Raw genomic sequence first — 24743 nt, forward strand, 5'->3', positions numbered from 1 at the left:
GTTTACGAGACGACGATCTTGATATCGTCATTGCCCTGGCCAGGCTGCAGGCTCATGTTCATGCCCAGCATGGCCACGTTGTCAGCTTCGGAGTACGAAGGTTCGCTCAGTTGCGCACCAGGTGCGCTGAGGGTGACGATGTTGCCTGGCTGCGTGCCATGTGTGATCGAAAGCGGCTGCAGGACGGCGTTTCGTACCATTTCAGGCCAGTTCAGGTCTGCAATCTTGGGCAATTCCAGCGAAATCTGGCCAGTAGGCTGACGGTCGGTAATTTCTGCGCCTTCGCAGCTAATCAGGGAGCGCCAAACCAGCGAGTTGGCCAGATCTATATTCAAGGACTGCAGACAACCGCTATAGCCACCCAGGCTCCATTGCGGTGTGTTCTTTTTGTTCACACCCAGTGGAGTCTGGAACGCACTGAAGTCCACATCAGTGGGCGCGGCCTGGTCGGTAATCGGGTGGTACACGCCCATAAATCGGAAGCGCATGAACGGAATGCCTTTGGCACTGATATCAAACGACACGGTGCCCCGCGCATCCGTAATCTTGTGGAACAAGCCATCAAGGTAGTAGTGCAACGTCAGCATCTCGAAATCGTCAGATACTGGCGTGTAAACCACTTCTGCGTCTTCAACGACTTCAGCAAATCCGCAGCCTCGCAACAGGCCGCCCCATGCGGGGGCCTTGCCTTGCGTACCCGAACCTGCCAGCTCCACTTCTCCCTCGATCTGCGTGTACACCGTAGTCACGATTTGACCAGCATTGCCCATATAGGGACGCAGCAAGGCACGCTCTACGGTCTCCGTACTCAGCGGTGTGGCCGTAAGATTGCGCAGCAAAATCGAATCCGTTGCGCCGGTCGGTACTGCCTCTGTACCTGCTGCAGTCTGCAGCTTGGCCATCAACAGTGTTTTCTTGGCAGACTTAGCCATGAACTACCCCTTTTGATTTGGCGTCAGTACGCAGTCTTTACACGTTTCCGTGTACTGGACCCGTTTCAGACCACCCGTTTGTTTGTTGCGAACGTAGCTACCACCACGGCCAGGATTCTGGGCCGCTGCCACAGGCGCGACCACAGGCACCGAATCTAGCGGCAACACTTCAGCCTCCCGCTCAGCCACGGGACTTGTTTCTTTCATGATTGCTCCTACTCGCTAAGAGAGTCCTCAGCGGTTTGGTAATAGAACAGGTAGCGCTTTGTGATCACCTGCCGCTCCAGATCGCCATTTGCGTAGCGCGGCTCATCTGTGCGCAGCTCTTGGACCTGCACAAGGCCTGGGCCAGAGAAATTCATCACAATGGGATGAGCTGCCGCAAAGATCGACTCCGACAACTCCAGTCCGTTATCACCTGCTGTATGCACCAGAAGGTGGATCTCACGAACCCGGTTTACGCGAGGCGTCGCCCCCTCGGTCACCGTTTCCGCGCCAAGCTGGACTGTAATGACCCTATCCCGGATAAATGTGTGGGCACGTACAGGCGAGTCCTCCACTTCAGCAGGGAACCCAGGCGCTGCGCGCAGTGCGGCTCGCACGCCTTCGACATACAACTGAACCCATGTTTTCACTTGATGATCCCCAACTCTGCTCTGGTCCAGTAGCCGTCACCTTGGACCAACGGCTCTTGTTTCACGCGGAAGTCCTGAAACTGCCCCTTGGAGACTTCCACCCGCAGCACGTTGCCATGCTCAAGTGGAGGTTGTAAGTCCGATGTCGTGAACTCAATCGAGTACTCGGTGGTGTGGACCTCGCCATCCAGAACAATTTGCTGTGGACGATCAAAGCGAGCTTGGAACGGCTTACTTGCAGGCTGCCCATCGACCAGGCGAGCAACGGTTTGACGCATACCCGCCTGGTCGAAAGCCCGATCAAAGACCGAGTTATCCCACATACTAGGCCCGCAGCAACTTAATAATGGCCTTAGGGCGAGTGGAGATATGCAATGGGTTGGATTGGCTTTCAATCTCAAGGCCTTTACCCATCCGCAATGGCTCCACACGACTGTAGTACGGCAGACCATCCGTATTCACAGTTTCCATGTAATCGGCTGGCGCGAAACGTGTGATGAAGAAATCGGGCACGCCCTCGGGGAATGCGTAGGCTTCATCATCCCCCACAAACGGTTTGCCAGCCACACGACCGCGATAGCGCTCGAATGTGATGCCGCCAAGCTCGAAACTGTCAGGCGCTTTACCGCGTAGCTCAGCCGCCTGCTGGGTATTCAGAAACGTCTCGCGCACGCTTTTGTGCTCAATCAGCGAGTTCCAGAAATTCTTGCCGCACAGCGCGCGAGCCCCTTGCATCGGCGCGGCACCCAGCGAATCTTCAATCTTGTCCAGCACTTCAGAGCATTTCGTACGAACAATAGTTCCAGCAGTACCGAGATCCATGTTGTACTCGGCCTGCGTGATGCCAAACGTATCGTAGATATCCAAAATGACCGTCTTGCCATCAGCATCAAGAATTTTCCCTTTGATGGCCCCCAAGCGATGGTGCTCATGGGTCAGATCCAACTGAATACGGTGCTTCGCCAAGTATTTCTGCACGCGCGATTCTGCTGTCTCCAGTTCGGACTGAGATCCAAACGCACGAATGCCTTGAATCTCGTCAGCCATCATGGTCGAGCGCTCAGGCAAGTGCACGGTGTTAATCGGAATAACCCGCCGACCCGACAAAGTAACGGTCGAGCCGTCACTGCCGCGTGGCTTGGCCGCAACCAATCCAACAGTTTGACCGTCATACTCGATTTGAGCGACAACCGTCGAAATACCTTCTTCCGCGAACAAACCAAGGGCACCTATACGCCCAGGGACATGAGGGGTTTCGTTGATTGCAGCAGTCAGGTTAGGGACGGAGAACACCTCATCCTGAAAAATATTGATATCTGCCATTACGGCTCCTAAAAATAAAAAAAGACCGCTAGGCGGCCTGGAGTTTGTTTGCGATAAGTCGAAGTTAAATGCGAACGATCACGCCGACATCTTTCAAGTTCGCGGAAGCGTCAGCATCCAGGCCAAAAAGCAGCTCACCAGCCACCTCAGCATCGCGCCGAATAACCACCACAGCCTGGGGTTCATCGGATGCGGGGACATTGGCATACAGCACCCCGACCGCTTTGACAGGGGAGTCCGGCTCATCGCCCTTACCCGCAAATGGCACGTAGCGGCCATCGGCATTCAATGCCAGGACTTGGCCGGCATAGATAGCGGTTGCGGTAGGTGCCATCTCTCCTGTTTCACGAGAGCGAGAACCATTGGCTTCTGACAGCAGGAAATCTGCCGTACGGGGTTTCTGTTCAATAAAAGGCATGTGTTTACTCCTGATTATGCGGAGAGGGCTTTACGCTTGGCGTAGATCGCCTGAGGATTCGGCCCGCTCCGCTCCGGGGCCGATGAACTATTGGAGGGGTGGTCGCGCTGCAAATTGCTAATCTCAATCGAGTCAGCCGCAGTCACTACATGTTCAAAAAGTCGAGCACGCACCTGCTCGACCGACAAACCTGCCGCCACGAACTCTGCTGCCTTATCCTGCAGCTTGACCGATGCGCACAAGACGGCAATCTGCTCTGCCGCATCTAGGCGAGCCGTTGCCTCATCTGCGCCCCCCAGCCCACCCGACAACAAAACGGCTTCAGCTAATTGAGGAATGCCTCGCTCACGACTTTGGGCGTAGATCTGTGCGGCGATGGTTGAAGCGTCCTGCGGAGCTGCAGGCGTGGGTTCAGGCGCTGGATCACGTTCCGGCTCTGGATCGGGGCCGGGCACCGGGTCGGATGCTTTCGAATCATCAGCCCCCTGAACCTGCGCACGAAGCTCGGCTACGAACTCAGATGGGGCTCCATCCAGTTTCTCCAGTATGTCCACGCAATCGGCTGACGCGGCCAGCTTCACGGGCTCTTCAATGAGCGAGCAGAACCCCATTGATTGCGCTTCCAATGCGTCCATCCATGTGGTGGCATCCATCAGCTCAATGATCTTTTCGTCAGCCAATCCACTGCGCCGGTAAGCTGCGACGATGCCATCACGCGCTTTGTCCATCATCTCAGCGGTATTGCGTAACTCGTCCGCCGTGCCCGCCGTAATGATCCAAGCATTGTGGACCATCAAAATTGCGTTCTCAGGCATGATGCGCTCGTCGCCCGCCATGAACACTAGCGACGCCGCCGAAGCCGCGACACCATCAGCTCGGGTTTCAACAGGCAGCTTATGACGCATCAGAGCGTTATAAATAGCGAAAGCGTCGAATACGTTTCCGCCTGGGCTATTAATCGATACAACAATCTTGGTGGCATCCACCGTCGCCGCATCGAGCTCTTCGATGAATGATTTCGCCGTCATCCCCCAGAAACCAATTTCATCGTAGATCCGCACTTCGGCGACCTTTTCTTCGCCAATCTGCTTGGCTTGAATCGAAAGCCATTTCTTAGCCATAGAGGCTCCTAAAAGTTAAGTCAGACCCCGGAGGGATCATCGTCACGTTCACTTGGGTCACCAAACTCTGCGCCTTTGTTTCGTGCATGACGGGAATCACTGTCTAGGCTCAAGCCGTCCGAGTCGGCCTGGTCGTTATCAGTGCGAATCTGAGCCGCTACCTCTTCAGGGTCTTCACCCTGCGAGAGGATGATTGTGGACCGCGCCGTAAAGCCAGCACGCACCGCATCGGTGTTTGCCTTTACGTCCTGTACAGGATTGAAATAGGCCCACCCTTGCGGAACCCAAAGAACTCGGCGAAACAACCGACGATCCAAGTACTTCATCGGCAGAATCCCGGACAACGCGATAGCGTTAATCCAGGCGTTCCAGATCGGTCGACACCATTGGTGGATAAATACCCCCCACTGGTACTGTTCAACCTGGCGATGAAACTCGTTAACTACGACGCGCAAAGTCCGATCGCTTACATTGCGCAGATCCCCAGTCGTCTCATAAGGCATGCCAACGGATGCAAATGCGGCCATCAGTTGCTGCCGCATGAACTCCGCATAGTTGTCGGGCGCCCCAGGCGGCGACGCAAACTTGATATCTGTCCCATGAGGCAACGAGGTGACAGACCCCGGCTCCATACCAATCAGCGCCACACCGTCAGAGTCGGCTTCAATACTAGGGTCGCCAAAGCTACTTGGATCTGGCCCCTCACTCTCATCGTCTTTTGTCACGACGTAACCAGCAAAAAGATTCGACACCTCCTGCCGGAATGCGACAGCATCATCAAAGTTATCTAAGGTTTTCAGTCGCAGAAGAACAGTGGCGAGCTCAGATACACCTCGCACCTGGCCTGGCCGAAGCACCGGAAAGGCGTGAACAACCATATCTGCAGGTACAGGACGTAAAGTTCTGCTCTTGAACCCTCCTGGCTCTGCGGGGTGCCGGTCCCACAAGTGATAGTTGACGCACCGACCGATGCGGTCAAACTCCACACCATTCACAATTTCATGGCCATTTGCCAGACTTCTTGTTTCCTCGACCGGCAGGAAGTCACCTTCAAATTGTTGAATCTGCATGGGTACTACGAGGTCATCCTCCGGTCTACGCATACGAATCCGTGCCAAGGCCTCGCCATCAATAAACAAGCACCTGGCTGCTAAGGCTTGTTGCCCATAAAACCCAAGTCGCCCATCGGCATCGGACTCGCCCACCCAATCTGACCATAGTTCTTTAAGCGCCTTACGCACTCCCGAATCAGGGTGCCGAGGATATGGTTGAATTCCCGTCCCAATGACATTAGAAACCCAACGTGCCGCCGCTGTTTTTGCCCAAGGATCATTACGTACAGCATCCCGAGCTCGTCTGCGAATAGTTCCAAGATTGCCCGTAGCAGCACTATTGGGGCCAGCCGCCGAGGGGTTCCAGCTTTTAGAGCGGCTCCCCGTGGCACTTCCTCCCTCATAGGCAGAGGATGAGGCAGCATTTAAACGGGTAGGTAACACGAAACCGGCCTGCTGCAATGTTTGATGCCGCATCAGACCCCCTTTCCTTTATTCCGAATGCGGAACACCCAAGGCTTACGTCTGCCGCTCTCAGCATTGAGCTCAGCGACAATGTGCTGTTTTGCCCGAATCAGATCATTGACCGAGGGATATTGAACCTCCTTATCCCCATATCGAACTTTCAGCACACCGCTGGCAATCGCTTTGTTCACTGCCTCCAAATCTTCACGCGTATACGCCATCAGCGTCTGCTCCGTAAGTAACTTGATGACCCCGTTCTCACCGCAGCCCGCCTGTCACCAGTGGCCGGTTGTGTTCGTGGTTTAGAAACAGAAACGCCCGCAGTTGCGGGCGTTTTCTGTGGAGTTTCGGTGGGACCTAGATCATCGCCAGGCTCGTCAACGCCGAGCTTCTCAGCGAAGTTCGCCCACCATCTGTCTGTCTTTCTGGCCAATTCAAGGTGAGCCTCAAGCCAAAGCACATAGACACAGCAGTCGAGCACTTCGTTTCGCTTACGAATTGGCGTCCATACTGAACGTGAGCCGAATGCGGTACGACGCACCGCTCGAACTTCAGCGGCAAACTGTCTGAACCACTCTTCCGACATATCTGCCGCTAAGTGAACATAGCCTCGACCCGGTTCTTCAACCTGCAGTCGCCCAAACAAAAGATCCTTGGCCATATTGGTGCCGACGTACCAAAGCCGCACACCTTTCTTGACACGCTTCCCTCGCCAGTCAATGTCCACTTGTGTGACACCATCCTTGATGTGCTTCTCACCTGTCGGCCGCCCCCGGATCGCATGTACCCGGCGTGCACGATTCTTCCGAGCATATTCATAGACAGCATGAGAGTGGTGGCCGCCCGTATCGATGGCGGTAGCGTAGATTGGCATCTGTTGCCCGCCCTCATGCAAATATCGGCGTTCAAACAGCAGCTCATCCAGCCTGGCCCACACTTCGTCCTCAGACGGGTTCCCAAAGAGGATTTGGTGGTCTACGACCCACATTTCCCCGCCCTTACCTACTCCCCATACCCCAACCTCAATACGGTTGCCCTGTATGTCAGCCCCCGCCAGCAACAGCATGCATCGCTTGGGGACCAACCCATCATCAAGGCCAGGAGAGCGGTAGCCTTCAACTTCAGCTCGGCGCTGCAGCTCATCGGACTCCATGCGTTCAATTTCACCCTCCCAGGTGCGACCGAGTGTGGTGTTCCAGAAGGTACGCAGCTCCTCATCCTCACCAGTGGATGCTTTTTCGTGGGCCTCCAGAAACTCCTTAACGATCTTGGACCATGAAACCAACGGGCTATATGCGGTCCAAACGTGGAAAGCAACACGCAGATGCGGCTGGATTAAATTACCTTCTGAGTCGCGGAACACGCCATCTTGATCAATGGTCGTCCCATCATTCCCAACCCAGATACCGCGCTCTGCAGCAGCTAAATACTCACCTTGAGTCGCTAAGGCACCGCAATGCGGGCAAAGATGGCGCACCGTTTCAGGATCACCATCAACCCACTTGAAGCCATGGGGCTCACCCTTCCCGCCCCACTCCAAGTCATGGAGCTCGTCACAATGGGCACAAGGGATATGGTAGGTATAGCGAGCGTCTGCCCCCTCCGCCCGCTTTTCCATTAAGCACAGGCCTTTGATCTTCGGTGTGGAACCGACGACCAACTTGGGGAATGTCGCCCCCTCCAAACGCTTCAATGCGAGCTTGCCGGGATCGCCTTCCCCATCAATATTGCTATCGAACGAACTGAACTCGTCCAAATACCCAACGCTGACCGACAAGCGACGGTAGTTATCTGCTGACTTCCCCCCGCGCAGGTGAAGCATGCTGCCAATGAACTTCTTTACCAGCAGCGTATTGTCTTTGTGCCTGGCCTCCCGCATTGGGAATATAGGATGAAGCACAGAGACGTCACGAATCATCGTGTCCAGCTCAGTTTTTACAAACTCATCCCGCGCTGAATCGGTAGGCTGCCACAGTACCTGGTTGCGTCGTCTATGCTCCGCAAAGTACCCAACTGCCGCCAGTAGGATCTTGGTATAGCCAACCCGAGCCGATTTGATGACATCCACCTCATGAACATCATCGCTTCCAATACAGGCCAAAACAGCACGTTGAAATGGCCATGACTCCCAGCGCTGTTCCACATATGAGGACTCTGCAGACAGATAAAAGTGACTTTCAGCCCATTCCCGCAAAGAAATAGGCTCTTGTGCGGCAAAGCCAGCCAGGCCACGGCGCAAAGCGCGTGCAATCGCTGCTCGATTCTGCGTGACCAGCATTATTTCGCCTCATTTTCGTCTACCTCGACATCCTCCAGGTTCAGATTTGCAACCGCGTTGCGGGCCTTCGCAATTTCTCGCCTGACAAAACCGATGTCAGAATCCGTCAGTGACGGTATGCGGCGTTTTAAAGATGCCGGTATCGTGTCGAGCTGTGCTGCGATCTTGCCGCCTGCCCGCACAAGCACCTCCTCCAGCACAGCAACAGGAGCAAGCTCCCCCTTTTTGACGTTGTTTTCCATCTCAATCTTGTCTGCCTGGGCGGCAGCCAATCTCGCCTTCTCAGAGACCAGATCAATTGAGTCGTCAGACTGACGGGTGCGACCAGCCGCTATCTCACGCAAATGCCCGCAGTACGACAAGAGCCAGTTTCCGGCGTTGTCGCCCACCGTTAAGACTCCTTGAGCAAGCAAGCCACTGACAGCAGGCTGAGTAATGCCCACAACTTGAGCAAACCTGGCCTGGGTGATTTTTTTATCTGGATCAATCATCGCGCTGTGGCCATGGCCTGCTCAAAAGCCTGGGTGAACTCATCCTCAAACCGCTTTCCATACACCTCATCAGCGGTCTCATAAAAGGGTAGACGCTTCGTATAGTTCACGTTCTCGACGTGTAGCAGCACCGGCGCTACATCAGCCCCATGAGTGCCTGTCTTGCGCCACACACCAGCCGGTAAATGCTGCGTCCGGTTCCCCGATACCGTGCCCTTCCCCCTGGAAATGAAGTACACGACTCCATTGATGCGACGGTAGCCAGCTTCACTACGCCGTACCTTCGCGGTACGTGCACGGCTCTTATCTGTCGCATTCGCCCGATATCCCTGCTCCCCAAAGGCCTGCAAGTAGGACAGCAGCTTAACGATCTGACCGCGTGACATATTCCCGTAGGCATCTTGATCAGCACCACCAGCAGGAACGTAGTAACCGCTGGGGCCAATCCGGCCCAGGGCATTTTCGAATCGCTTCTGGCGACGCTTGCCGCCATCGACCTGGGGACGCAGATATTTACTTGCCGCCGTCCCCTTGCCTGCAAAGTCCTTATAAGCAACAGACGCTGTCAGGTTCTGTTTTGTAGCCCGCTGCAACCGCAGCGAGCGCAACGTATACGGCGTTGGACGATCAAACACTAGTCCCATCTGCTCAACAAGTGCTTTTTGAATTGCTGATGCCGTCCTATTAAGTGCCAGTGACGTCGCGTAAGGCACTTGGCGTTCGCCACGGCTGAGCCACCGAGCGCCCTCTTTTGCGGTGCTGGTGTATTCGAGCATAGGACGTCCCAAAAAATATAACCCCCCTCGAAAAATATAACCCCCCCTCTTTTAAGGGAGGCCATTTTTTTCAAGGAAGGCGCATGTGCATTAGCTTTGGAGGGAAAAAAATATAACCCCCCCATTGAAAAAACTCGTGAACAGCGAGAGCTCGGGGTTCGAATCCCCCTTACTGGGTCTAATCCCCCAGGGGCCCCCGGTCTTCTACCGATGGTGACACGTGAGCCAAGTCAAAAAAGTCTCAACACTCAATTTTGTGTATTGTGCGTATACCTCACAACCATAGAGAACAACCAAGCCAACTAGACAGCCTAGATGGATAACACAGGAATTAACGACTCACTCCGCATTTACCGCGATACAGATTGCCGCACATCTATCAGACCCAGATTTTCAGGGGCAGTATGGGCTAAAGTCGTAGTCGATCCTGCAGTTCTGGACGAGCCTAACGAAAAAATCAACATTAACCTGCCACAGCGGATTACTAAGCGAATTGACAATCAAGTTAGTGCAGCTGGGGAAACACGCAGCGGACAGATTGCCGCTCTTTCACTAAATCAAGGAACTCGCGCAATGCGAACAAAAATTTCATACAAAACTACAAGCGGTGAAGAAAAATCATTCATTCACGATAAGCAAATTTTCCATACCGTTTCTGCTCGAATCGCACTTGCAGAATTTCTTAATCTTAAACATCTCAATATGGAGGAGGGTGCAAGCACAGAACTCACCAAGTCTAAGCTTGAGAAAGCTGGTATTGACCCAGACTCTGTAGAGATAATCGGGTATGAGCATGTTTAACTGCCGCTCTTACTGTTTTCTGCATGTCATACATCGGCTTTGAGTTACCTTGGCGGCTTGTGCCCGTGGGACAGGAAACTTACGCAGCATCCTAAGCCCTAGCAATTTATGCCCCTAACCAAAAAGCCCCACCGTTTCCGGCAGGGCTTGGTTCTTCAATCTTCAGGCTGAACAATATCCAGCCTACGGGATTTATATTACTTGCGTCCCCACACTTAAACAATGTGTGGGGACAAAATAGTTCTGCTCGTAGCCCTGGCTATAAGCCCCGCCCAGAGTGGACGCTAGCTGCTTATGAGCGAACTCAATGTGGCGATAGTAAACCGTGCGAGATATTCCCAGGCGGTCTGCCTTGACCTTGACCAGTCCCTGCCAGATGTAATGAGCAATGACAACGACTTTCATATCAGGGTGCAAAGCATCTACTGCTCGATCCACCCGCATAAGATCGTCATCCACCAGCAACACGTTCGGCTCCACCATCTGCGCCCCATCCACACGCTCCCGCGTATACACAGAACCAGGTGGCAAACCAAGCGCCCGCACATTCTCCTTCTGTTTCCAGCAGCCCCATTCCCCCAGCAGGATCTCAAGCCTCGTCTTCATACATCCCCCACTTCAATCTTTAGATACCCGCGCTTGGCTGGGTCCAGTCCATCATCAACAATCAGCGGTCGAAACCGTTTGTCATCCACTCCAAGGGCTTTGGCGATGCCGTCAATTTGCGGCTTGATGCAGGCCAGCAGGTTGTCCAGATCGCGGCCTCTGCGGTCCGGAGCCATGAAAGTTACTTTCACTGGAATGCGGTCCCCACCGATAAAGCGACGCCTCCCCAGCTCAACAGCAGCAACTACACGCCCATCGCGCCTTGCCTGCTCCTTGGCTGACTGGACGCCGCCCCAGTGCCGACCGTTCTTGCGATTGGGCATCAGCCGCATATCCGGCCAAGGCAGCACCAGAGTTAACGCGGTCGCCTCGGTCATGCTGACTCTCCTACCGCCGCCTGGGCCATACGAACGATTGCGGGAGACCGCCCCTTGGGATTAGCCATAATCCCCTTTGCCCACGCCTTGTGGTCCTTCCCTTTGCTGCTGATAGCTCGCTGAGCCATTTCACGCATGGCCTTTGCTCCCTGTTCACTCTGAGCCGTGCTCGACGGTGCAGGCAGCGCGGGTGCTGGGTCTGGAATATCGGGCCACGCCCCCAGGGCCAACTGGGCATGGAGCGCCTTCTTCCAACGCCCTTGCATCTGCTGGTAGGCTTGGTTCAGCAGGTCAAACCGGCCAACGGCTGCAGCGGCATGAAAAATCGCAGGGTGTGACCACTCGCCACGTTCACCGCGCTCTCGCGCTTGCATGCCCCTCACCGCCTCGAAAAATGCCACATCCGGCTCTAGGTAGGGACGGCAGGCCCGCAAGAACTCAGTCAGGCTTGGTGGCCAGTCGTACATGCGTCGGCTATTCTGAATCCCCAGGGCAACATCCACCGGCACAATGCCCTCTTCATCGAATGCTTCGGCCCAGGCTTGTTCCCAGTTCGACATGGCTGCTTCGCCCACAAAGTTGGATTTCCACTTGCCGGGGTACAGGCCGTCCATTCGAGCGTACAGGTGCTCCATCAGCGTTTTGCCGGCCAGCTTGGGCACTGGTTTTAACCAGGCGCTTTCACGCTCAAACGTCGACAACATCGCCACCTCCTTGGCTTCCCTTCATCCGATCTTTGCGGCGCTGCTCCAGAAACGCATTCGGGTCGAACTTCCCACCCCGAGCCACTTGCCCGCCTCCTTGCTGGTCCTGCGACATTCCCCGCGTTAGCCAGTCGGCTTTTCCTCCCCGCCAGCCGCGCAACATGCACTCGGCCAGAAAGTCGTCAACACTGAACCCAGCCACCTGGGCTTTATGCGCTTCTACCCCCAAGCGATTTGCAGCGGTCTGGGTCAACGGTGCTTTGATCGCTTTGCGGTGCTGCAGGTAGTCGGCCCAGACTTCTGGCGATGGATTCACAGGCCAGTGCTCAAAGCTGAACGAAGGCGAGTTTTCTTTTTTGGTATTTTTTTCTTCTGTAGTCTCTGTAGTAATCTCTGTCTTTATTAACGAACTGCGCTTTGGGTGGTTCGGGGATGGCGCTTTGGGGGTTTCGGTATTTGCGCTTTCGCTATTCCCGAATTGCGTTTCCGCGTTTAGGGAATCGACGTTTTGTTGTTCGGGGTTTTCGGTGTCAGCCGCCCCCGCAACCAACCGGTCAAAAGCATCACGGTCCAGCTTGAAGTACAGCTTGTGTTCTATGCGCTTGTGGGTCTCGGTGATAAGCCCACGGTCGCGCAACTGGCGACGTGCTGTCGTCTGCTCGCGAACGGACAAACCTGTTTCTGCCTCCCACTGTTCTGCGGTCTTGTACACACCCAGCTCGGCATCCTCCATGCGCTCGTCCCAATAGATGAGCTGAGACAGGAAGATGGCTGCGTTAACGCCCCCTACCATTCGTGCCAAGGCGGGGTGATAGGCGATTGGGCGCCCTATCGTACGCATCAGGTCGGATGCACTTAGCATGTCACCTGCCTCCTCAAATACGCCCCCACGAACGTCTCTACGTCGCGGTCGGCTTGCTCAGGCCATTGGCCCAGTCGTTTCAATTCATCACGGGTCTGGTGCAGCCAGGTGATCTGCAAGCCCACTGCTGTGGCTTTGTCGTAGACGCCCCCTTGGTCCAGCATGCTGTGGCACCCACGGCTTCCAACCTCATCTACACACAGAGGGAACATGAGAGCGTCAGATACTTTCAGACGCTGCCCTTTGCCGAACTCAATGCCGTTCATGTGGGCGGCCTGAGGGCGATACCACCGGCCACAGTTGGCGCATGGCAGTGCCGCGACGTTGCGACGGTGCTGCTCGGAGCGGTAGACAGCTAAGGGCTTGGGCCGATGCTGCAGGGCTGTTCCGACTATCTGGGCAATACGCTGCCCAAGGCTGGGGCCCTTCTTTTCCTTTGGCTTAGCTTTGAAGGCACTGCGTTTGAGTGCTTGCCGGCGCTGCAGCTGTGTGCGCTGCGGCCATTCTGTTTTCTTCATCGCAACTGGTCCTTGAGTGAGGTCGGCAGCGTGAAGAACAGGCCCATGCCGTCGAGCGTGCGAACGAAGTGCTGTGGGCTCACCATGGCCAAGCTGTCAGTGCCGAACTCTGCGTAGAGCCGGTCTTTGATCTGCTGCTGGCGCTCATGGGGCTGTTGATCGAAAGCGACTTTCAGGGCCTTGCATACCTGGGGATTGTTGAACCAGCCCAGCTTGTACAGGTCGGTGTAGTAGGTGCCGTAGGGTGCTTTCGTCATACCGATGCCTCCTTGCGGTGCCAGCGGGTCACGTTGCGGATGATGCGAAAGCAAAGGCGGATCAGGTCCAAGGCTTTAGCCACCACACGCTCCCGCTCTTCATGGGTCACACGACCGTCTGCTGTGGTGCCGGTGATGGCGCTACACATTTCGCCAAGCTCAGCGGCTGCTTTGAGTGCCTTCTCGTTCAGAGCACCGGCCTCGTTCTCGAATCCCCCTACCGGCTCAGGTGGTAGATCAACCACATGCAGGCCTCCCTGCTGAGCGGCAGCGATGAGCCAGTCCCGAGCGCTTTCACGGCAGTCAGCCAGCTCATCGAGCCATTCGGTCAGCAGAAAAGCTATGTCCAGATCCAGTTGCTCGCCGCCCGTCAGCTTTCGGCGCAGGGACTCTGGGTGGATGGTTACAGCGCGACGGTCAGAGAGAAATACGGCAGCCGCGCCAACGCCGCCTGGGGCCTGGCGGACGGCACTGTAGAGCGCGTCTCGCCAGTTCAAGGAAGAAAAACGTCTTGTCATTGGGCTGAACTCCTGTGTATTTCAGCGTTTCGCCCTCCCCTGACAATCGCTACAGTAAAAGTGTGAAAAGTACGTAGTGATTAATGCGGAGTGGGATCTACAAATGGAAAAAATCGGTCGTGAAACTGAGAATGCGGGGATGGATAAAAAAGAACTTCCCCGCTTTGAAATCATTGATAGAGCTACTGAGTTGGCGTACCAGGTCTTCAGCTGCCCTACCGATGACCACATCACCGGCATATATGACCGGCTTGTCTGGAATGAACTGCATGGTCTGGGTGAACTCGGGGCCGTTACCCTTCATTGAGGTGGCCAATCCCGATCAGCTATGCTTAGAGATGCAAGTAACTAAACTTTTCTGAAAGGAATTGACCATGGGCGCTAACTTCTTCTTTGACAGAATGCTTCCAGCCGAGGGACCAGAAACTAAGCCTGGAGACCAGCGTCAACTGGAAGTTTTCACACTGGGTGGAAAAGTCTTCATCCGCATCGGCTCACTCAATCAAGAAAACGATGGGCTAAATCGCTACACCGTTGAAGTGCCTCCCGAAGCTCTTTCAAGGCTTCGCGACTCCCTACAACTTCTGCCGGACTGGGGTCATGAGTAGCGAAGGGGCTCTGGTGCATAGTCAATTCAAGCTCGGAATTCCGCTCCGTGCAGCGATGTAGCTGCATGGCCTTGATACCTCCCCGAAACTTGAACTCATGCAGGGCCGCACGCTCTTCTTGCGTCTCGGCAGTCAATGACAGCCTGTCACCATCAAGATGGACTTTCATATGCCCCCTTTCGTAATGCAGTCAGGGGGACCGATGGGGATACGGTCGTCAGGCTTGGGGTCGGGATTGGTGGGCATAATGCCTCCTTTGAACGATTGGCTATTGATCTCTACAAAACAGAGACGGTGGATCAATGCAGCAACAAACTCTTCTTTTTGAGGCCCAGATACGCGATAAGCCTCAAACAGCGCGGATACTTTGTTAGGTCCAGACGCCTCGAAAATGCGGCTGATTAATTTGTCTTGTTTAGTAATATTTTTGGAAATCGACATGGCTGTTACCTTGACTCCTAATTGCCCACATTGAGGTAGGCACAGCGAAACCTACTTGGTGCACTAACCATCACTGGAAGGCGCACCTTCAGAATTCCCACACGCCGTAGAATCGGGAGTTCTCACACAACCTTCATCTTCGACTGGGAAGCTTTTATGGATTTCTCGCTGATTACAGGCGCCGTCACCGCCATCAACGGCGCCATTGACCTCGGCAAAGGAGCTTTGTCCATCCGGGACGAGGCCAAGGCGATGGAAATAGTTCGGGCCATGAACGAAAAGTTGCTCGATGCCCAACAACGTCTCTTCGAACTCTCGGCTGCCGTTAACGCGTTGCAGCATGAGAACTTCGAAGCCACACAGAAATTGCGAGAATTGGGAGAAACCCTCGCAGAGCGCGGTCGCTACTCGCTTGTCGAGCTCAGTGCTGGCCAATTCGCTTATCGGATGAATCCCCTGCCAGCACTTGGCGGGGCCAGCGACCCAGGAACTTCGGAGCCGGATCACTACATCTGCCAAAAGTGCTTCGATGGGCCGACTAAGGCTAAGTCTGTCTTGCAGCGCAGATATCGTGTGAGAGGCAGTTCCTACTGGGAGTGCCCCGGATGCAAGATGCACTGGTCTTTTTTCAATGGGGACTGAAAATGACGTTGAGTGATTCATAGCGTTTCCTTCAGGCCTGAAGTGTTGGGCATGTGGGGTTCCTTAGTCTGCTTCTCGGCAAACTCAGCGATTAAGTCTTTAGCTTTCAGGCGACTATCCGCTTTCAAAAGTCGGTCCAGCACAAGCAGAGATGGGCGTTTCCCTCTCCAACCTGTAGCGATCTGCCATAGGTAGCCGTGACCAACATCGGCCCGTTCCGCAAGAAGAGCACGCTCAGTTTTTGAAAGAGATTTGTAGAGTTCTGATAGCTTCATGCCACGATATTAGCTTTAGGCTAAATATCAAGTCAAGCCTTTGGCTAATTCATTTTTTTAGCTTTCCGCTATTAAATACAACGATGACAATTGACGAGATCCGACGCCATAACCTGGCGCAACTAATATCCAGCTACGGGACATTGACGGCCTTTGCAGCCGCTATTGAGCGCTCAGAATCTCAGGTTAGCCAGTGGGTCAACGCGTCACTTAATTCGGGGACAGGGAAACCGCGCGGCATGCGCTCAGACAGTTGCCGACACATCGAGCGGATGACGGGTAAGCCAAGTGGGTGGATGGACCACTCACACGATAGTGGTAACCAGGGCGTAGGGACTACGGAGCTCGCTCCAGCGCAACTAATCTCACCGCCCCCTGGCTATGTACGCCTGGAGCATCTCTCCCCCACCCCTTCTATGGGCCGTGGCCGGGAAGTGGAGGCCCCCGTGCAACTTGTTCAGCACTTGGATGTGCTAGAGCAATGGGTGCGGGAGAAAGTAGGAAGTGTGAACCCATCCCGCATTAAGGTTCTGACGGGAAGTGGCAACAGTATGTCTCCCACTATCAATGATGGGGATTTAGTGTTTGTGGATGTGGAGTGTCGCAGCATCGAGGCAGCCGGTATCTACGTGCTGGATGTGGCTGGTCGGTTGATACTCAAGAAGGCGATGATCCTGAGCAGCGGGACGCTGATTATCCGCAGCGACAATATTGATGAGTACCCAGATGAAGAGCGCTACGATCTGCGCCATATTGCTGAGGCAATTACAGTGTGTGGAAAGGTCATGGCTTGGTGGAGTCTCAGAAAGGGGTAATTATGAAATACGCCTATTCGGCCTGTCCTTTCGAGGTTTTAATCATTAAGGTTTAAGCAAAAATACACAAGGAGCCATTTGGCTCCTTATTTCTTAGAAGGCAACTATCTTAATAGTTGCATATGTGGAGAGTAATGTGAAAAGACTCTTAGGAGTAGCTGTATTAGCTGGTCTAACAGGTTGTGTAACCATGCAACCTAAAGAGGTGGAGTACAAGATTGCCAGCGACTTCAACAGTGAGTTTGCACGAAACCAAATCGCTGACGGCTTAGGAGAAATAAATGGAACAGCTTTTCTTACGCAGAAAGGCGGTGGCGTTGTAACGTGTGCAGGTCAAGATGTTCACCTATTTCCTGTTACTGAGTACGCATCCGATAGAGTCTCTTACTTGTACGGTGGTTTGCCATCGCTTAATCGCACGGTCACTCAAAATATTCGCAATGTGCTAAATAGAAAACCTTCATTTGTCCCAGATCCACCAGAGTACAAAGAGTATTCCAAAGTCACTAAGTGTGATGCAAATGGAGAGTTTCAATTTTCACAGGTAAAAGATGGCGAATATTACATCAATACAGCCGTATATTGGCAGGCACAGGCCTATCAAGGAGGTTTGCTGCTGACGCGAGCCAAGGTTGAAGGCGGGAAATCTCCTCGTATCATCATGACAAGATAGAAGAGCGGCACCATTTTCTTGAAACTCGTTTTAATGACACAAACTAGAAGCCCTTATCAGGGCTTTCTTGCTATCTACCTACTTATTTTAATATTTCTTCCAAGCAATCCACTTCAACTTCTGCCCTCTTGATAGCGCGACACGCTACTAATGCATTGCTACAACTAATCGCGGCGTTGGGATCCTCAGAAACCTTTGCAGTACATGTAGCCTGCACCTTTCCCCGCAATTCCTGTGCCTTGGGCTCCATTTGGAGATCTCGGTCCTTTTGCGCCCGAGCTGACGCAACCTCCTGAACACATTCAGCATCTTTGCAGTCTTTTGCGTAGACGCACTGCAGTCCAACCTCCTCCGGCGATGTCTCTGCTAAATACCCCTTGCCATCAACTATCGCAAACAACCTCGGGCCAGTGTAGGCAGCATACTGATTCTTAGAGTTAACAGTTCCACATACGACACCAGGGCGAACCGTCTGTACCTTCTCAAACTTCGCTGAGTATGGGTCAGCAAGCAAATCCTTTACTGGGTCGAGATTTGGCCCGAACAAGCTAAACCCTGCAGCTATTGAATGAACGCTACATATAGATAAAAGCAGTCCCAACGACCTCAAGGACTGCATCATTCGCCCCCGACTGGCCCTCCCTCCATGACTACGCTTGGCCATCAAACCGCCTAACTGCATCGCACTCTCCCACAAACTCACCAGCGGAATCAAAACGTAACAGCGATCTTAGCCTGCCATAACGCTCAGGCCCATTAGCCATTTACGCCTGAAATAGCCTTAAGCTAAATAAACATTGACCTTTTATTTAGCTTAAGGCTAATATTTGTTCAACGATCTTTAACAACCCACCCGCCGATGTTGCTCACCCCGCCTATGTGGGAGTGTTCGTCCGGCTCAATAGCACCCACAAGCATGGTTGTGGCTCTGCGCGGTATCTCTGCCGTCTCCAGTCCGTCAAAGCACGGTTTACGGAGAAAGAGGGTGAGGCGCAGACGGCCAAAAACGGAAACGGTCATGCTGGTTGGAATCCCAGCACTCATGGCCCCTTTGGTGGGGCCGCATCTGAAACCGTCCTACTCAGGGCGGTTTTTCATGCGAACAAAGAAGTGAAAGTGACTTTCACGGAGAGCAGCAAATGGCCTAAGCATGCCTGAATGTCAGTGTCGACATCAATATGTCTGAGCTTGAAGCCAGCGGGTTGGCAGGCTTTGTAGTAATTTGAATGCTCTTAGAGTACTCTGCGTTCTAGACATGCCTGTCTCATATTTTCTATTTTTTTTAATAACGTATGCAGATTCAGCGCCAAAACTTTGCTCGTATTGGAACTCTCACAGGTGTCTTTGCTGATACTTGCGAACGAGGCTACGACCAATTCATCGAATTAAACAGAAAAATAAAATTATTAAAGCAGTCCGACTACGATCCTGAATATGTTGAAACCGAACGTTTGAGAGATATCGCAGGGCTGCAGACTATCGTTTTTTCCGGGATGTGCTTTGAGTCAGCCATATACGAGTACGCAGCCGACCATCTTGGAGATGCTTACGTCAAAGATCACTTGGATAAGCTCGATGTCCTCTCAAAGTGGGTAATTGTTATGCGACTTGTCGCTGGATACGAATTCCAGAAGGAGCTAGCTCCGTACTCTGCGCTGAAAGGACTTGTTTTAGCTAGAAATAAACTTGTGCACAGTAAGTCTGAGCCTTTTAACTTCGAAAACCCTCAACATCAGATAAATAAACTTGTAGCTGAAGGACAAAGGTTATTTCAGTCGGTTCACAACGCCTATCGTGCCATTCCACTGGTTTCACTGGAACTTGAATCTACCCTTGGCCCCTTAAGCAATCCTCTCCCGTCGTTTAATCCTGAGGTTTCTCTTCTACTTGAAATTCCTAAGAACCTTCAAAAAACGATCGCGGACTGCCGATCGATTATCTCAAAGACGAAGAAAGGCTAAAAATATCATCCACAGCAGCTGCTGTTTCGCAGCTGGTCAAAAATACAGGCACCCTACGATAGCAGTGCTCCGTGGACGTACTTGTGATGTCGACACAACCGAACCTTCCGACCCTGCCCTCACTACTTGAGCGCGGGGTCTCTTTTTACCCACTCGCTTCAGGAGGCGCAATGACCGCGCTCGCAAATCTGTTTATGTGGGCTGGCGTGCTTTCCATCGCACTGCTGGCTGACAAGTTCTGGGTGCGCTCTGTGCGCCCTCCCCTGGCTGCCCACTTTGGGTGGGAGCCTCTGCCTGCTGAAAGCGAGACCCCGACCAGTTGGTGCCTGGGGATGCCTGCTGCGTTCTTTGTTATCGCAGTGGCTCTTAAATTCATCGCCCCCGCAGCGGGCTTCTAAATATGGCTTCAGTCAACAAAGTAATTCTTGTCGGCAACCTGGGGCGAGATCCCGAAGTCCGATACCAGGCCAGTGGCGCCCCCGTGTGCAATATCTCGATTGCTACTACTTCCAGCTGGAAGGATAAGCAGACTGGCGAACCCCGAGAGGAAACCGAATGGCACCGTGTGGTGTTCTACAACCGTCTGGCTGAAATTGCAGGTGAGTACCTGCGTAAAGGCCGCCCTGTTTACGTAGAAGGTCGTCTGCGCACCCGTAAATGGACAGGCCAGGACGGTCAGGAGCGTTTCACCACGGAAATCATCGTTGAACAAATGCAAATGCTAGGTGTTAATGCCACTCCCCTTCAACCAAATAACCATCAAGCAACCAATAGATAGAGACTAGCTGGCGTTAAGAATATCGTTTCTTAAAATCCTCCAACTTTCTTATAAAATCATTGCGTGCCTGCTTGATTCCTAGCTCGTGAATAGAGTCGGGATACAAACTGTTAATTGCAAGACTGGCCTTGTAAACCGCGCTATCTATTTTATTCATTACATCAATAGCAGAATCAGCACTAGCATGGATTTCCAAGGGTAGCAGCCGAGAAACTCCAGTCTTCGCCTCATTGATCAAAGCCCCAACCTGGGCTATCAAGTCTGCTGATTTCTCATCCAAACCAGCCCATTCCCCGACCTCAACAACCGGAACTTGGAATGCGACAGGGTTACACAGTCTGGTCCAATGATATGAGCTGCACTGATCTCGAGCCGACTGATCAAAATTCGTAGAGTTCATCACTCCAGTCATGGCGGCATACGTGGCTTTGCAATCAGTTAAAAGTGCGTAATAGCCAGCTCTTTTGGGCTCAAGCACTGAGGCTTTGGCCCGTCTGGCGCTTTCCGTTGCGATCATTCTGCTCTGACGTACAGAGTACCCCGCAAATAGAGTAGCGCCAACTGTTCCAAAAGCAGTCATAAACTCCCACCAAGAGGCGCCTAGTACTTTGTGGCCATCTGCGAGCCAAGAAGTAACCGCGATCCCCAAAAAGCCTCCAACTGCGCCAGCAGAGAATCCTAAGGCCAGTATTCTCACCCCCTCTCTCCTGCTCATTCTGCTTCTCCCTACTTATTGATCGCGAGAAGCATAGCCCATCCTGAAAGGAATACACCCATGTGGTTTAAAAACCTGCGTATCTATCGCTTGGATACGGCATTTGCCCTGTCCGCCCAACAATTGGCCGATCTGTTGGCCAAGCATCAATTCGCCCCTGGCGGCAGCCAAGAACCTCTCAGCCTGGGCTGGGTGCCGCCACGCGAAGGCGGTGAGCTGGTCCATGAAGTGAACGGACAGTACCTGATCTGCATGCGTGCTGAAAAGAAGCTGCTGCCCAGCGCTGTGGTCAACCAGGCTGCACGCGAGAAGGCCCGCGAAATCGAAGAGCAACAAGGTTACAAGCCAGGCCGCAAGCAGATGAAGGAAATCAAAGAGCAGATCATCATTGATCTGATGCCCCGCTCTCACGCTGTGCAGCGCGACACAATGGTGTGGATCGACACACGAAACCACTGGTTTGTGATTGATGCTGCAGTCGTGGCTAAGAGCGACGAGGTTTTAGGCCTGTTCGCAAAGAGCGTGGAACCCTTCCCAGTTCAGCCCCTGTATACGGAGCAATCACCCGGTGCCGCCATGACCGCCTGGCTGGTCGAGGAAGAAGAACTGGCCAACTTCACCGTTGACCAGGACACGGAACTGCGCTCCACCGGCAATAGCGGTGCTGCTGTGCGCTACGTGAAACAAAGCGCCGACATTGACGAAGTGCGCAAGCACGTTGAAGCCGGCAAGCAGTGCACCCGCCTGGCCATGACCTGGGCGGATCGAATCAGCTTTGTGCTGACCGATGCACTGGACATCAAACGCGTGGCCCCACTGGACATCCTGACTGAAAAGCAAGACGTGACGGCCGTCAACGATGACGAAATCTTTGATGCCGACATGGCCTTGATGACCTCCGAGCTGGACAAGATGATCAACGATCTATTACAAGCCTTAGGTAGCTAAGAAATAAAAAAGAGCCAATATCAATTAAATAAAATATTTAATTTTTCTTAACACCAACATTTGGATCTGTTTCTCCATTATATCTATTCTTAATAGACTTGATTTTCTTCGTAGCCCTATCCAATGAATGAAACTGAATTTCCATCTGATACTCCAAACTCCTAATATAAGGAATATTAGGAGGCAATGAACAATCCAATTCTTCAAACTTAGACAAAATAGCCAATAGCCTGGAGACTGCATTCCTCGAGTTACTCAAATAAATTCCTATATATAAATAGGGATGCTCATGACGATTAACCCTACTCATAAAATCATAAAAAGATTCAAAATTTTTTATTACAATTATAGCTATTTCCTTCTTCTTAACTATATCCCCTTCTTCTCTGATATTTTTTATTTTCTTATAAGCTGTTGCTCTAGCCTGCCTTGCAAGCACATAGACTCCGTCTATTTTTGACCTATTTTCCTCTGATTTTTTTAAACTCTCTTTTCTAGTCTGATTTCCTGAAATAATGAAAGCCGCAATAACAGCAACAATTGAACCTACTGCCTGTAGCCAAGCGGCCCATTTGTCTGATTGGAAAGTTGGATAAAAATTGCTCAAAGTCAGCATGCCGATAGCAACACCAATTATTAGCCCTAAAACGATGCCAATGCCTATCAAAGCAATGACCTCTTTATCCTGATTCTTCATAAAATCCCAGAAAATTTTTTGTTACCTATTATTCGGAGAATGATAGCCGATTACCAACTGACTTGAAATAGGACGCCCCTCCTATGAAGCATCACGACTACAGCAACACCCCATAACCCCGCTTGATTTACTCAACCGGGGTTTTTCTTTTCTAGGATCAACCCATGACCCACAACGTCGTCTCAGTCTCGGGCGGGAAGGACAGCACAGCCCTACTGCTGCTGGCCATCGTTCAGGAAGCACCCAACCTGCAGGCCGTCTTTGCTGACACTGGGCATGAACATCAGCAGACCTATGACTATGTGCATTACCTAGCCCAGGCCACTGGTGTGCCGATCCGCTGGGTGAAAGCGGACTTCTCTGAGCAGATCGCCAGAAAGCGTCTTTATGTGGATACGAAGTGGCGTGAGCAGGGAGTGCCGGACTCGATTGTTGAGCAGGCCCTGGCAGTGCTGCATCCCACTGGCATCCCATTTCTGGACCTCTGCCTGTGGAAGGGCCGCTTCCCATCAACTAGAGCGAGATTCTGCTCAATAGAACTGAAACGCAACCCGCTTATCGAACAAGTCATGATGCCGCTAATGGATAAGGACCAGTTGGTACTTTCTTGGCAAGGCGTTCGAGCTGACGAAAGCCTGGCCCGACGCTGCCTGCCTGAGTGCGACGAGGTAGGAGGCGGTCTTTTCAACTACCGGCCAATTTTGCGCTGGAATGTCTCAGACGTTTTTAATGCGCATCGCGTCATGGGCATTGAGCCCAACCCTCTTTATCTTCAAGGCATGGGTCGCGTCGGCTGTATGCCCTGCATCCATGCCCGCAAAGATGAGCTACTTGAAATTTCTAAGCGCTTCCCCGAAGAGGTGGAGCGCGTTTCAGAATGGGAGCGCATGGTAAGCAAGGCCAGTAAAAGAGGGTCTAGCACACTGTTCGAGGCCGACACTATCCCAGGCAATTCACGCGAAATGATCAGCATCAATCACGACACTCACGGCATCCAGTCGGTTATCCAGTGGGCGATGACAAGCCGTGGAGGCCGCCAGTTCGACCTTACGCGAATCTTTGCAGACGCCTCCAGCTGCTCGTCTATCTATGGCTTATGCGAATGAAACAACAGCAACAATCGCCGCCGCCCTCATCCGGGAACCTTGCAATATGGACGATGAAATCCATCCGCTCCCCTTCTTCACCGCAACGCTTACTGCATTTAAGACAAAATATGTTCGGAGCCCCGTATTTGATTAATCGTCAAGATCCTCATAACCATAATCAGGTTCCGGCAGCAACTTCACATCAATCAACACTTGATCGGCCCTCTTCAATAGCTCTGCTAGTTTTTGTTTTGTATCTCCAGAGACATAATTCAATTCCCGTGAAATACACCTCATATTATCAACTATACCCTCGTATACCTTAACTTCATTAACATTATCATAGCCATATCTTTTACTACAAACGCCTACCATCTCTCTTCTAATTTTTTTTATATTTAAATCACGGCCTTCCATTTCCGTTAATTCCTCAAAAGAAAAACAATCCCTAACATCCAACTCAATAATTAAATCTGGCCAATTTTTTTCATTTTTAAGTACATCAAGTATCTCCGACATGGTTTTTTTCTCACCACCCCAATTATCAAACCTCCCCCCCCATACTTCTATTAAATCAAAAACACCAAACATCCCTAAAGCAAGGTCTTCTTGTAAATTCTTAATTTTATGAAATGTATATTTTCTTGTATTCTCTTTTTTCTTATATTGGTCTCTATAGGCTAGCCACGCAATAGATGTTGCCGCTACCCCGGTCACCCATGTACCAATAACGCCAATCAAGCCTTGCTTATCTGTACTGTAATAAACAAAGCCAGCAAAAATGCCGACCAAGAAGCCAACTAAGAAGCCAACTAAGAAGCCAACTAAGGATTTAACCCAGTTTTCCTTAAACCAAGGCTCATTCCATATTTTTAATTTTCCAAAACCCACTACTAAACCCTCCGTCTTATAGAATCAAAAGTGTAACGCTTAGCGAGCTACTTTTACGTACATAAACTATAAAATAG

At 52.3% G+C, this 24743-nt stretch carries 34 protein-coding genes and 1 pseudogene; 11 read left to right on the plus strand and 24 right to left on the minus strand.

The features are described from left to right. Nucleotides 1-2 precede the first annotated feature (2 nt). The 12 genes from OSH04_RS01970 to OSH04_RS02025 form a co-directional block, all read right to left on the minus strand. The gene (locus OSH04_RS01970) at nucleotides 3-932 is read right to left on the minus strand and encodes a phage tail tube protein (protein WP_266107839.1); all 930 of its coding nucleotides are present in this window, start codon (nucleotides 930-932) and stop codon (nucleotides 3-5) included. A 3-nt stretch (nucleotides 933-935) separates the two neighbouring features. After that, nucleotides 936-1139: a hypothetical protein gene (locus OSH04_RS01975; protein ID WP_035267789.1), complete on the minus strand. Its 204-nt coding sequence runs from the start codon at nucleotides 1137-1139 to the stop codon at nucleotides 936-938. Between the two features lie 8 nt (nucleotides 1140-1147). Next, nucleotides 1148-1567: a hypothetical protein gene (locus tag OSH04_RS01980; RefSeq protein WP_266107840.1), complete on the minus strand. Its 420-nt coding sequence runs from the start codon at nucleotides 1565-1567 to the stop codon at nucleotides 1148-1150. Then, the gene (locus tag OSH04_RS01985) at nucleotides 1564-1890 is read right to left on the minus strand and encodes a head-tail joining protein (protein ID WP_266107841.1); all 327 of its coding nucleotides are present in this window, start codon (nucleotides 1888-1890) and stop codon (nucleotides 1564-1566) included. Before OSH04_RS01985 ends, OSH04_RS01980 begins: the two co-directional genes overlap by 4 nt. A gap of 1 nt (nucleotide 1891) precedes the next feature. Continuing rightward, nucleotides 1892-2890: a major capsid protein gene (locus tag OSH04_RS01990; protein ID WP_252606338.1), complete on the minus strand. Its 999-nt coding sequence runs from the start codon at nucleotides 2888-2890 to the stop codon at nucleotides 1892-1894. A 64-nt stretch (nucleotides 2891-2954) separates the two neighbouring features. Then, a complete protein-coding gene (locus tag OSH04_RS01995) occupies nucleotides 2955-3308 on the minus strand; it encodes a head decoration protein (RefSeq protein WP_266107842.1) in 354 nt (117 codons plus the stop codon). Nucleotides 3309-3322: 14 nt separating this feature from the next. Continuing rightward, entirely contained in the window at nucleotides 3323-4429 is a 1107-nt protein-coding gene (locus tag OSH04_RS02000) for a head maturation protease, ClpP-related (RefSeq protein WP_266107843.1), read from the minus strand. A 20-nt stretch (nucleotides 4430-4449) separates the two neighbouring features. Continuing rightward, nucleotides 4450-5958 (minus strand): phage portal protein, encoded by a 1509-nt coding sequence (locus OSH04_RS02005; protein WP_266107844.1) that lies wholly within the window; start codon nucleotides 5956-5958, stop codon nucleotides 4450-4452. Continuing rightward, nucleotides 5958-6167, minus strand: a complete 210-nt coding sequence (locus tag OSH04_RS02010; protein ID WP_009459028.1) for a phage head-tail joining protein — start codon at nucleotides 6165-6167, stop codon at nucleotides 5958-5960. The genes OSH04_RS02005 and OSH04_RS02010 overlap by 1 nt, the downstream gene beginning before the upstream one ends. Beyond that, nucleotides 6167-8224 (minus strand): phage terminase large subunit family protein, encoded by a 2058-nt coding sequence (locus tag OSH04_RS02015; RefSeq protein ID WP_266107845.1) that lies wholly within the window; start codon nucleotides 8222-8224, stop codon nucleotides 6167-6169. Before OSH04_RS02015 ends, OSH04_RS02010 begins: the two co-directional genes overlap by 1 nt. After that, nucleotides 8224-8715 carry a terminase small subunit gene (locus OSH04_RS02020; RefSeq protein WP_266107846.1) on the minus strand — a complete coding sequence of 164 codons (492 nt, stop codon included), beginning with the start codon at nucleotides 8713-8715 and terminating at the stop codon, nucleotides 8224-8226. The genes OSH04_RS02015 and OSH04_RS02020 overlap by 1 nt, the downstream gene beginning before the upstream one ends. Then, complete coding sequence (locus OSH04_RS02025) at nucleotides 8712-9491, minus strand: hypothetical protein (RefSeq protein ID WP_266107847.1); 780 nt, start codon at nucleotides 9489-9491, stop codon at nucleotides 8712-8714. The genes OSH04_RS02020 and OSH04_RS02025 overlap by 4 nt, the downstream gene beginning before the upstream one ends. Nucleotides 9492-9806: 315 nt before the next feature. Here OSH04_RS02025 and OSH04_RS02030 point away from each other — a divergent pair, with 315 nt between their 5' ends. Continuing rightward, nucleotides 9807-10292 carry a type II toxin-antitoxin system HicB family antitoxin gene (locus OSH04_RS02030; RefSeq protein WP_266107848.1) on the plus strand — a complete coding sequence of 162 codons (486 nt, stop codon included), beginning with the start codon at nucleotides 9807-9809 and terminating at the stop codon, nucleotides 10290-10292. 192 nt (nucleotides 10293-10484) lie between these two features. On the opposite strand, the gene OSH04_RS02035 is transcribed toward OSH04_RS02030, so the two are convergent. Genes OSH04_RS02035 through OSH04_RS02065 form a run of 7 tightly spaced genes read right to left on the minus strand, consistent with a single transcriptional unit; the run spans nucleotide 10485 to nucleotide 14134 of the window. After that, nucleotides 10485-10898, minus strand: coding sequence for a hypothetical protein (locus OSH04_RS02035; protein WP_266107849.1), 414 nt, complete (start codon nucleotides 10896-10898; stop codon nucleotides 10485-10487). Beyond that, nucleotides 10895-11275 carry a RusA family crossover junction endodeoxyribonuclease gene (locus OSH04_RS02040; protein WP_266107850.1) on the minus strand — a complete coding sequence of 127 codons (381 nt, stop codon included), beginning with the start codon at nucleotides 11273-11275 and terminating at the stop codon, nucleotides 10895-10897. The genes OSH04_RS02035 and OSH04_RS02040 overlap by 4 nt, the downstream gene beginning before the upstream one ends. Next, nucleotides 11272-11979 carry a hypothetical protein gene (locus OSH04_RS02045; protein WP_266107851.1) on the minus strand — a complete coding sequence of 236 codons (708 nt, stop codon included), beginning with the start codon at nucleotides 11977-11979 and terminating at the stop codon, nucleotides 11272-11274. Before OSH04_RS02045 ends, OSH04_RS02040 begins: the two co-directional genes overlap by 4 nt. Next, nucleotides 11963-12841, minus strand: a complete 879-nt coding sequence (locus tag OSH04_RS02050; protein WP_266107852.1) for a hypothetical protein — start codon at nucleotides 12839-12841, stop codon at nucleotides 11963-11965. The genes OSH04_RS02045 and OSH04_RS02050 overlap by 17 nt, the downstream gene beginning before the upstream one ends. Further along, nucleotides 12835-13359, minus strand: a complete 525-nt coding sequence (locus tag OSH04_RS02055) for a hypothetical protein (protein ID WP_266107853.1) — start codon at nucleotides 13357-13359, stop codon at nucleotides 12835-12837. Before OSH04_RS02055 ends, OSH04_RS02050 begins: the two co-directional genes overlap by 7 nt. Then, nucleotides 13356-13616, minus strand: a complete 261-nt coding sequence (locus OSH04_RS02060) for a hypothetical protein (RefSeq protein WP_266107854.1) — start codon at nucleotides 13614-13616, stop codon at nucleotides 13356-13358. Before OSH04_RS02060 ends, OSH04_RS02055 begins: the two co-directional genes overlap by 4 nt. Next, a complete protein-coding gene (locus OSH04_RS02065; protein ID WP_266107855.1) occupies nucleotides 13613-14134 on the minus strand; it encodes a phage regulatory CII family protein in 522 nt (173 codons plus the stop codon). Before OSH04_RS02065 ends, OSH04_RS02060 begins: the two co-directional genes overlap by 4 nt. Nucleotides 14135-14237: 103 nt before the next feature. On the opposite strand from OSH04_RS02065, the gene OSH04_RS02070 reads away from it, so the two are divergent. Beyond that, nucleotides 14238-14441, plus strand: a complete 204-nt coding sequence (locus OSH04_RS02070; protein ID WP_266107856.1) for a hypothetical protein — start codon at nucleotides 14238-14240, stop codon at nucleotides 14439-14441. 67 nt (nucleotides 14442-14508) lie between these two features. Further along, nucleotides 14509-14742 (plus strand): hypothetical protein, encoded by a 234-nt coding sequence (locus tag OSH04_RS02075; protein WP_266107857.1) that lies wholly within the window; start codon nucleotides 14509-14511, stop codon nucleotides 14740-14742. Between the two features lie 165 nt (nucleotides 14743-14907). Here the strand turns inward: OSH04_RS02075 and OSH04_RS02080 are convergent, their stop codons facing one another. Beyond that, nucleotides 14908-15183, minus strand: a complete 276-nt coding sequence (locus tag OSH04_RS02080) for a hypothetical protein (RefSeq protein ID WP_266107858.1) — start codon at nucleotides 15181-15183, stop codon at nucleotides 14908-14910. Between the two features lie 156 nt (nucleotides 15184-15339). Here OSH04_RS02080 and OSH04_RS02085 point away from each other — a divergent pair, with 156 nt between their 5' ends. Then, nucleotides 15340-15825: a hypothetical protein gene (locus tag OSH04_RS02085; RefSeq protein WP_266107859.1), complete on the plus strand. Its 486-nt coding sequence runs from the start codon at nucleotides 15340-15342 to the stop codon at nucleotides 15823-15825. A gap of 17 nt (nucleotides 15826-15842) precedes the next feature. Here the strand turns inward: OSH04_RS02085 and OSH04_RS02090 are convergent, their stop codons facing one another. Next, complete coding sequence (locus OSH04_RS02090) at nucleotides 15843-16100, minus strand: hypothetical protein (RefSeq protein ID WP_266107860.1); 258 nt, start codon at nucleotides 16098-16100, stop codon at nucleotides 15843-15845. 416 nt (nucleotides 16101-16516) lie between these two features. On the opposite strand from OSH04_RS02090, the gene OSH04_RS02095 reads away from it, so the two are divergent. The 5 genes and pseudogenes from OSH04_RS02095 to ssb form a co-directional block, all read left to right on the plus strand. Next, nucleotides 16517-16915 carry a S24 family peptidase gene (locus OSH04_RS02095; protein WP_266108049.1) on the plus strand — a complete coding sequence of 133 codons (399 nt, stop codon included), beginning with the start codon at nucleotides 16517-16519 and terminating at the stop codon, nucleotides 16913-16915. 136 nt (nucleotides 16916-17051) lie between these two features. Continuing rightward, nucleotides 17052-17588, plus strand: a complete 537-nt coding sequence (locus tag OSH04_RS02100) for a hypothetical protein (RefSeq protein WP_266107861.1) — start codon at nucleotides 17052-17054, stop codon at nucleotides 17586-17588. A gap of 1292 nt (nucleotides 17589-18880) precedes the next feature. Continuing rightward, a complete protein-coding gene (locus OSH04_RS02105; RefSeq protein ID WP_266107862.1) occupies nucleotides 18881-19549 on the plus strand; it encodes a hypothetical protein in 669 nt (222 codons plus the stop codon). A 170-nt stretch (nucleotides 19550-19719) separates the two neighbouring features. Continuing rightward, nucleotides 19720-19947, plus strand: a complete 228-nt coding sequence (locus OSH04_RS02110; RefSeq protein WP_203145718.1) for a hypothetical protein — start codon at nucleotides 19720-19722, stop codon at nucleotides 19945-19947. Between the two features lie 2 nt (nucleotides 19948-19949). Beyond that, nucleotides 19950-20276: pseudogene (gene ssb, locus OSH04_RS02115) on the plus strand (single-stranded DNA-binding protein); the annotation flags it as partial. Nucleotides 20277-20340: 64 nt separating this feature from the next. Here ssb and OSH04_RS02120 read toward each other — a convergent pair. Beyond that, the gene (locus OSH04_RS02120) at nucleotides 20341-21024 is read right to left on the minus strand and encodes a hypothetical protein (RefSeq protein WP_266107863.1); all 684 of its coding nucleotides are present in this window, start codon (nucleotides 21022-21024) and stop codon (nucleotides 20341-20343) included. A gap of 78 nt (nucleotides 21025-21102) precedes the next feature. Here OSH04_RS02120 and OSH04_RS02125 point away from each other — a divergent pair, with 78 nt between their 5' ends. Next, nucleotides 21103-21990 (plus strand): recombination-associated protein RdgC, encoded by an 888-nt coding sequence (locus OSH04_RS02125; protein ID WP_266107864.1) that lies wholly within the window; start codon nucleotides 21103-21105, stop codon nucleotides 21988-21990. 37 nt (nucleotides 21991-22027) lie between these two features. Here OSH04_RS02125 and OSH04_RS02130 read toward each other — a convergent pair whose 3' ends face one another. After that, nucleotides 22028-22687: a hypothetical protein gene (locus tag OSH04_RS02130; RefSeq protein WP_266107865.1), complete on the minus strand. Its 660-nt coding sequence runs from the start codon at nucleotides 22685-22687 to the stop codon at nucleotides 22028-22030. A gap of 164 nt (nucleotides 22688-22851) precedes the next feature. Here OSH04_RS02130 and OSH04_RS02135 point away from each other — a divergent pair, with 164 nt between their 5' ends. Next, entirely contained in the window at nucleotides 22852-23793 is a 942-nt protein-coding gene (locus OSH04_RS02135; protein WP_266107866.1) for a phosphoadenosine phosphosulfate reductase family protein, read from the plus strand. Between the two features lie 132 nt (nucleotides 23794-23925). Here OSH04_RS02135 and OSH04_RS02140 read toward each other — a convergent pair whose 3' ends face one another. Next, nucleotides 23926-24666 (minus strand): hypothetical protein, encoded by a 741-nt coding sequence (locus OSH04_RS02140; RefSeq protein WP_266107867.1) that lies wholly within the window; start codon nucleotides 24664-24666, stop codon nucleotides 23926-23928. Between the last annotated feature and the right edge of the window lie 77 nt (nucleotides 24667-24743).

Origin of the sequence: Alcaligenes nematophilus (assembly GCF_026344155.1) — a bacterium.
Lineage (GTDB): Bacteria > Pseudomonadota > Gammaproteobacteria > Burkholderiales > Burkholderiaceae_B > Alcaligenes > Alcaligenes phenolicus.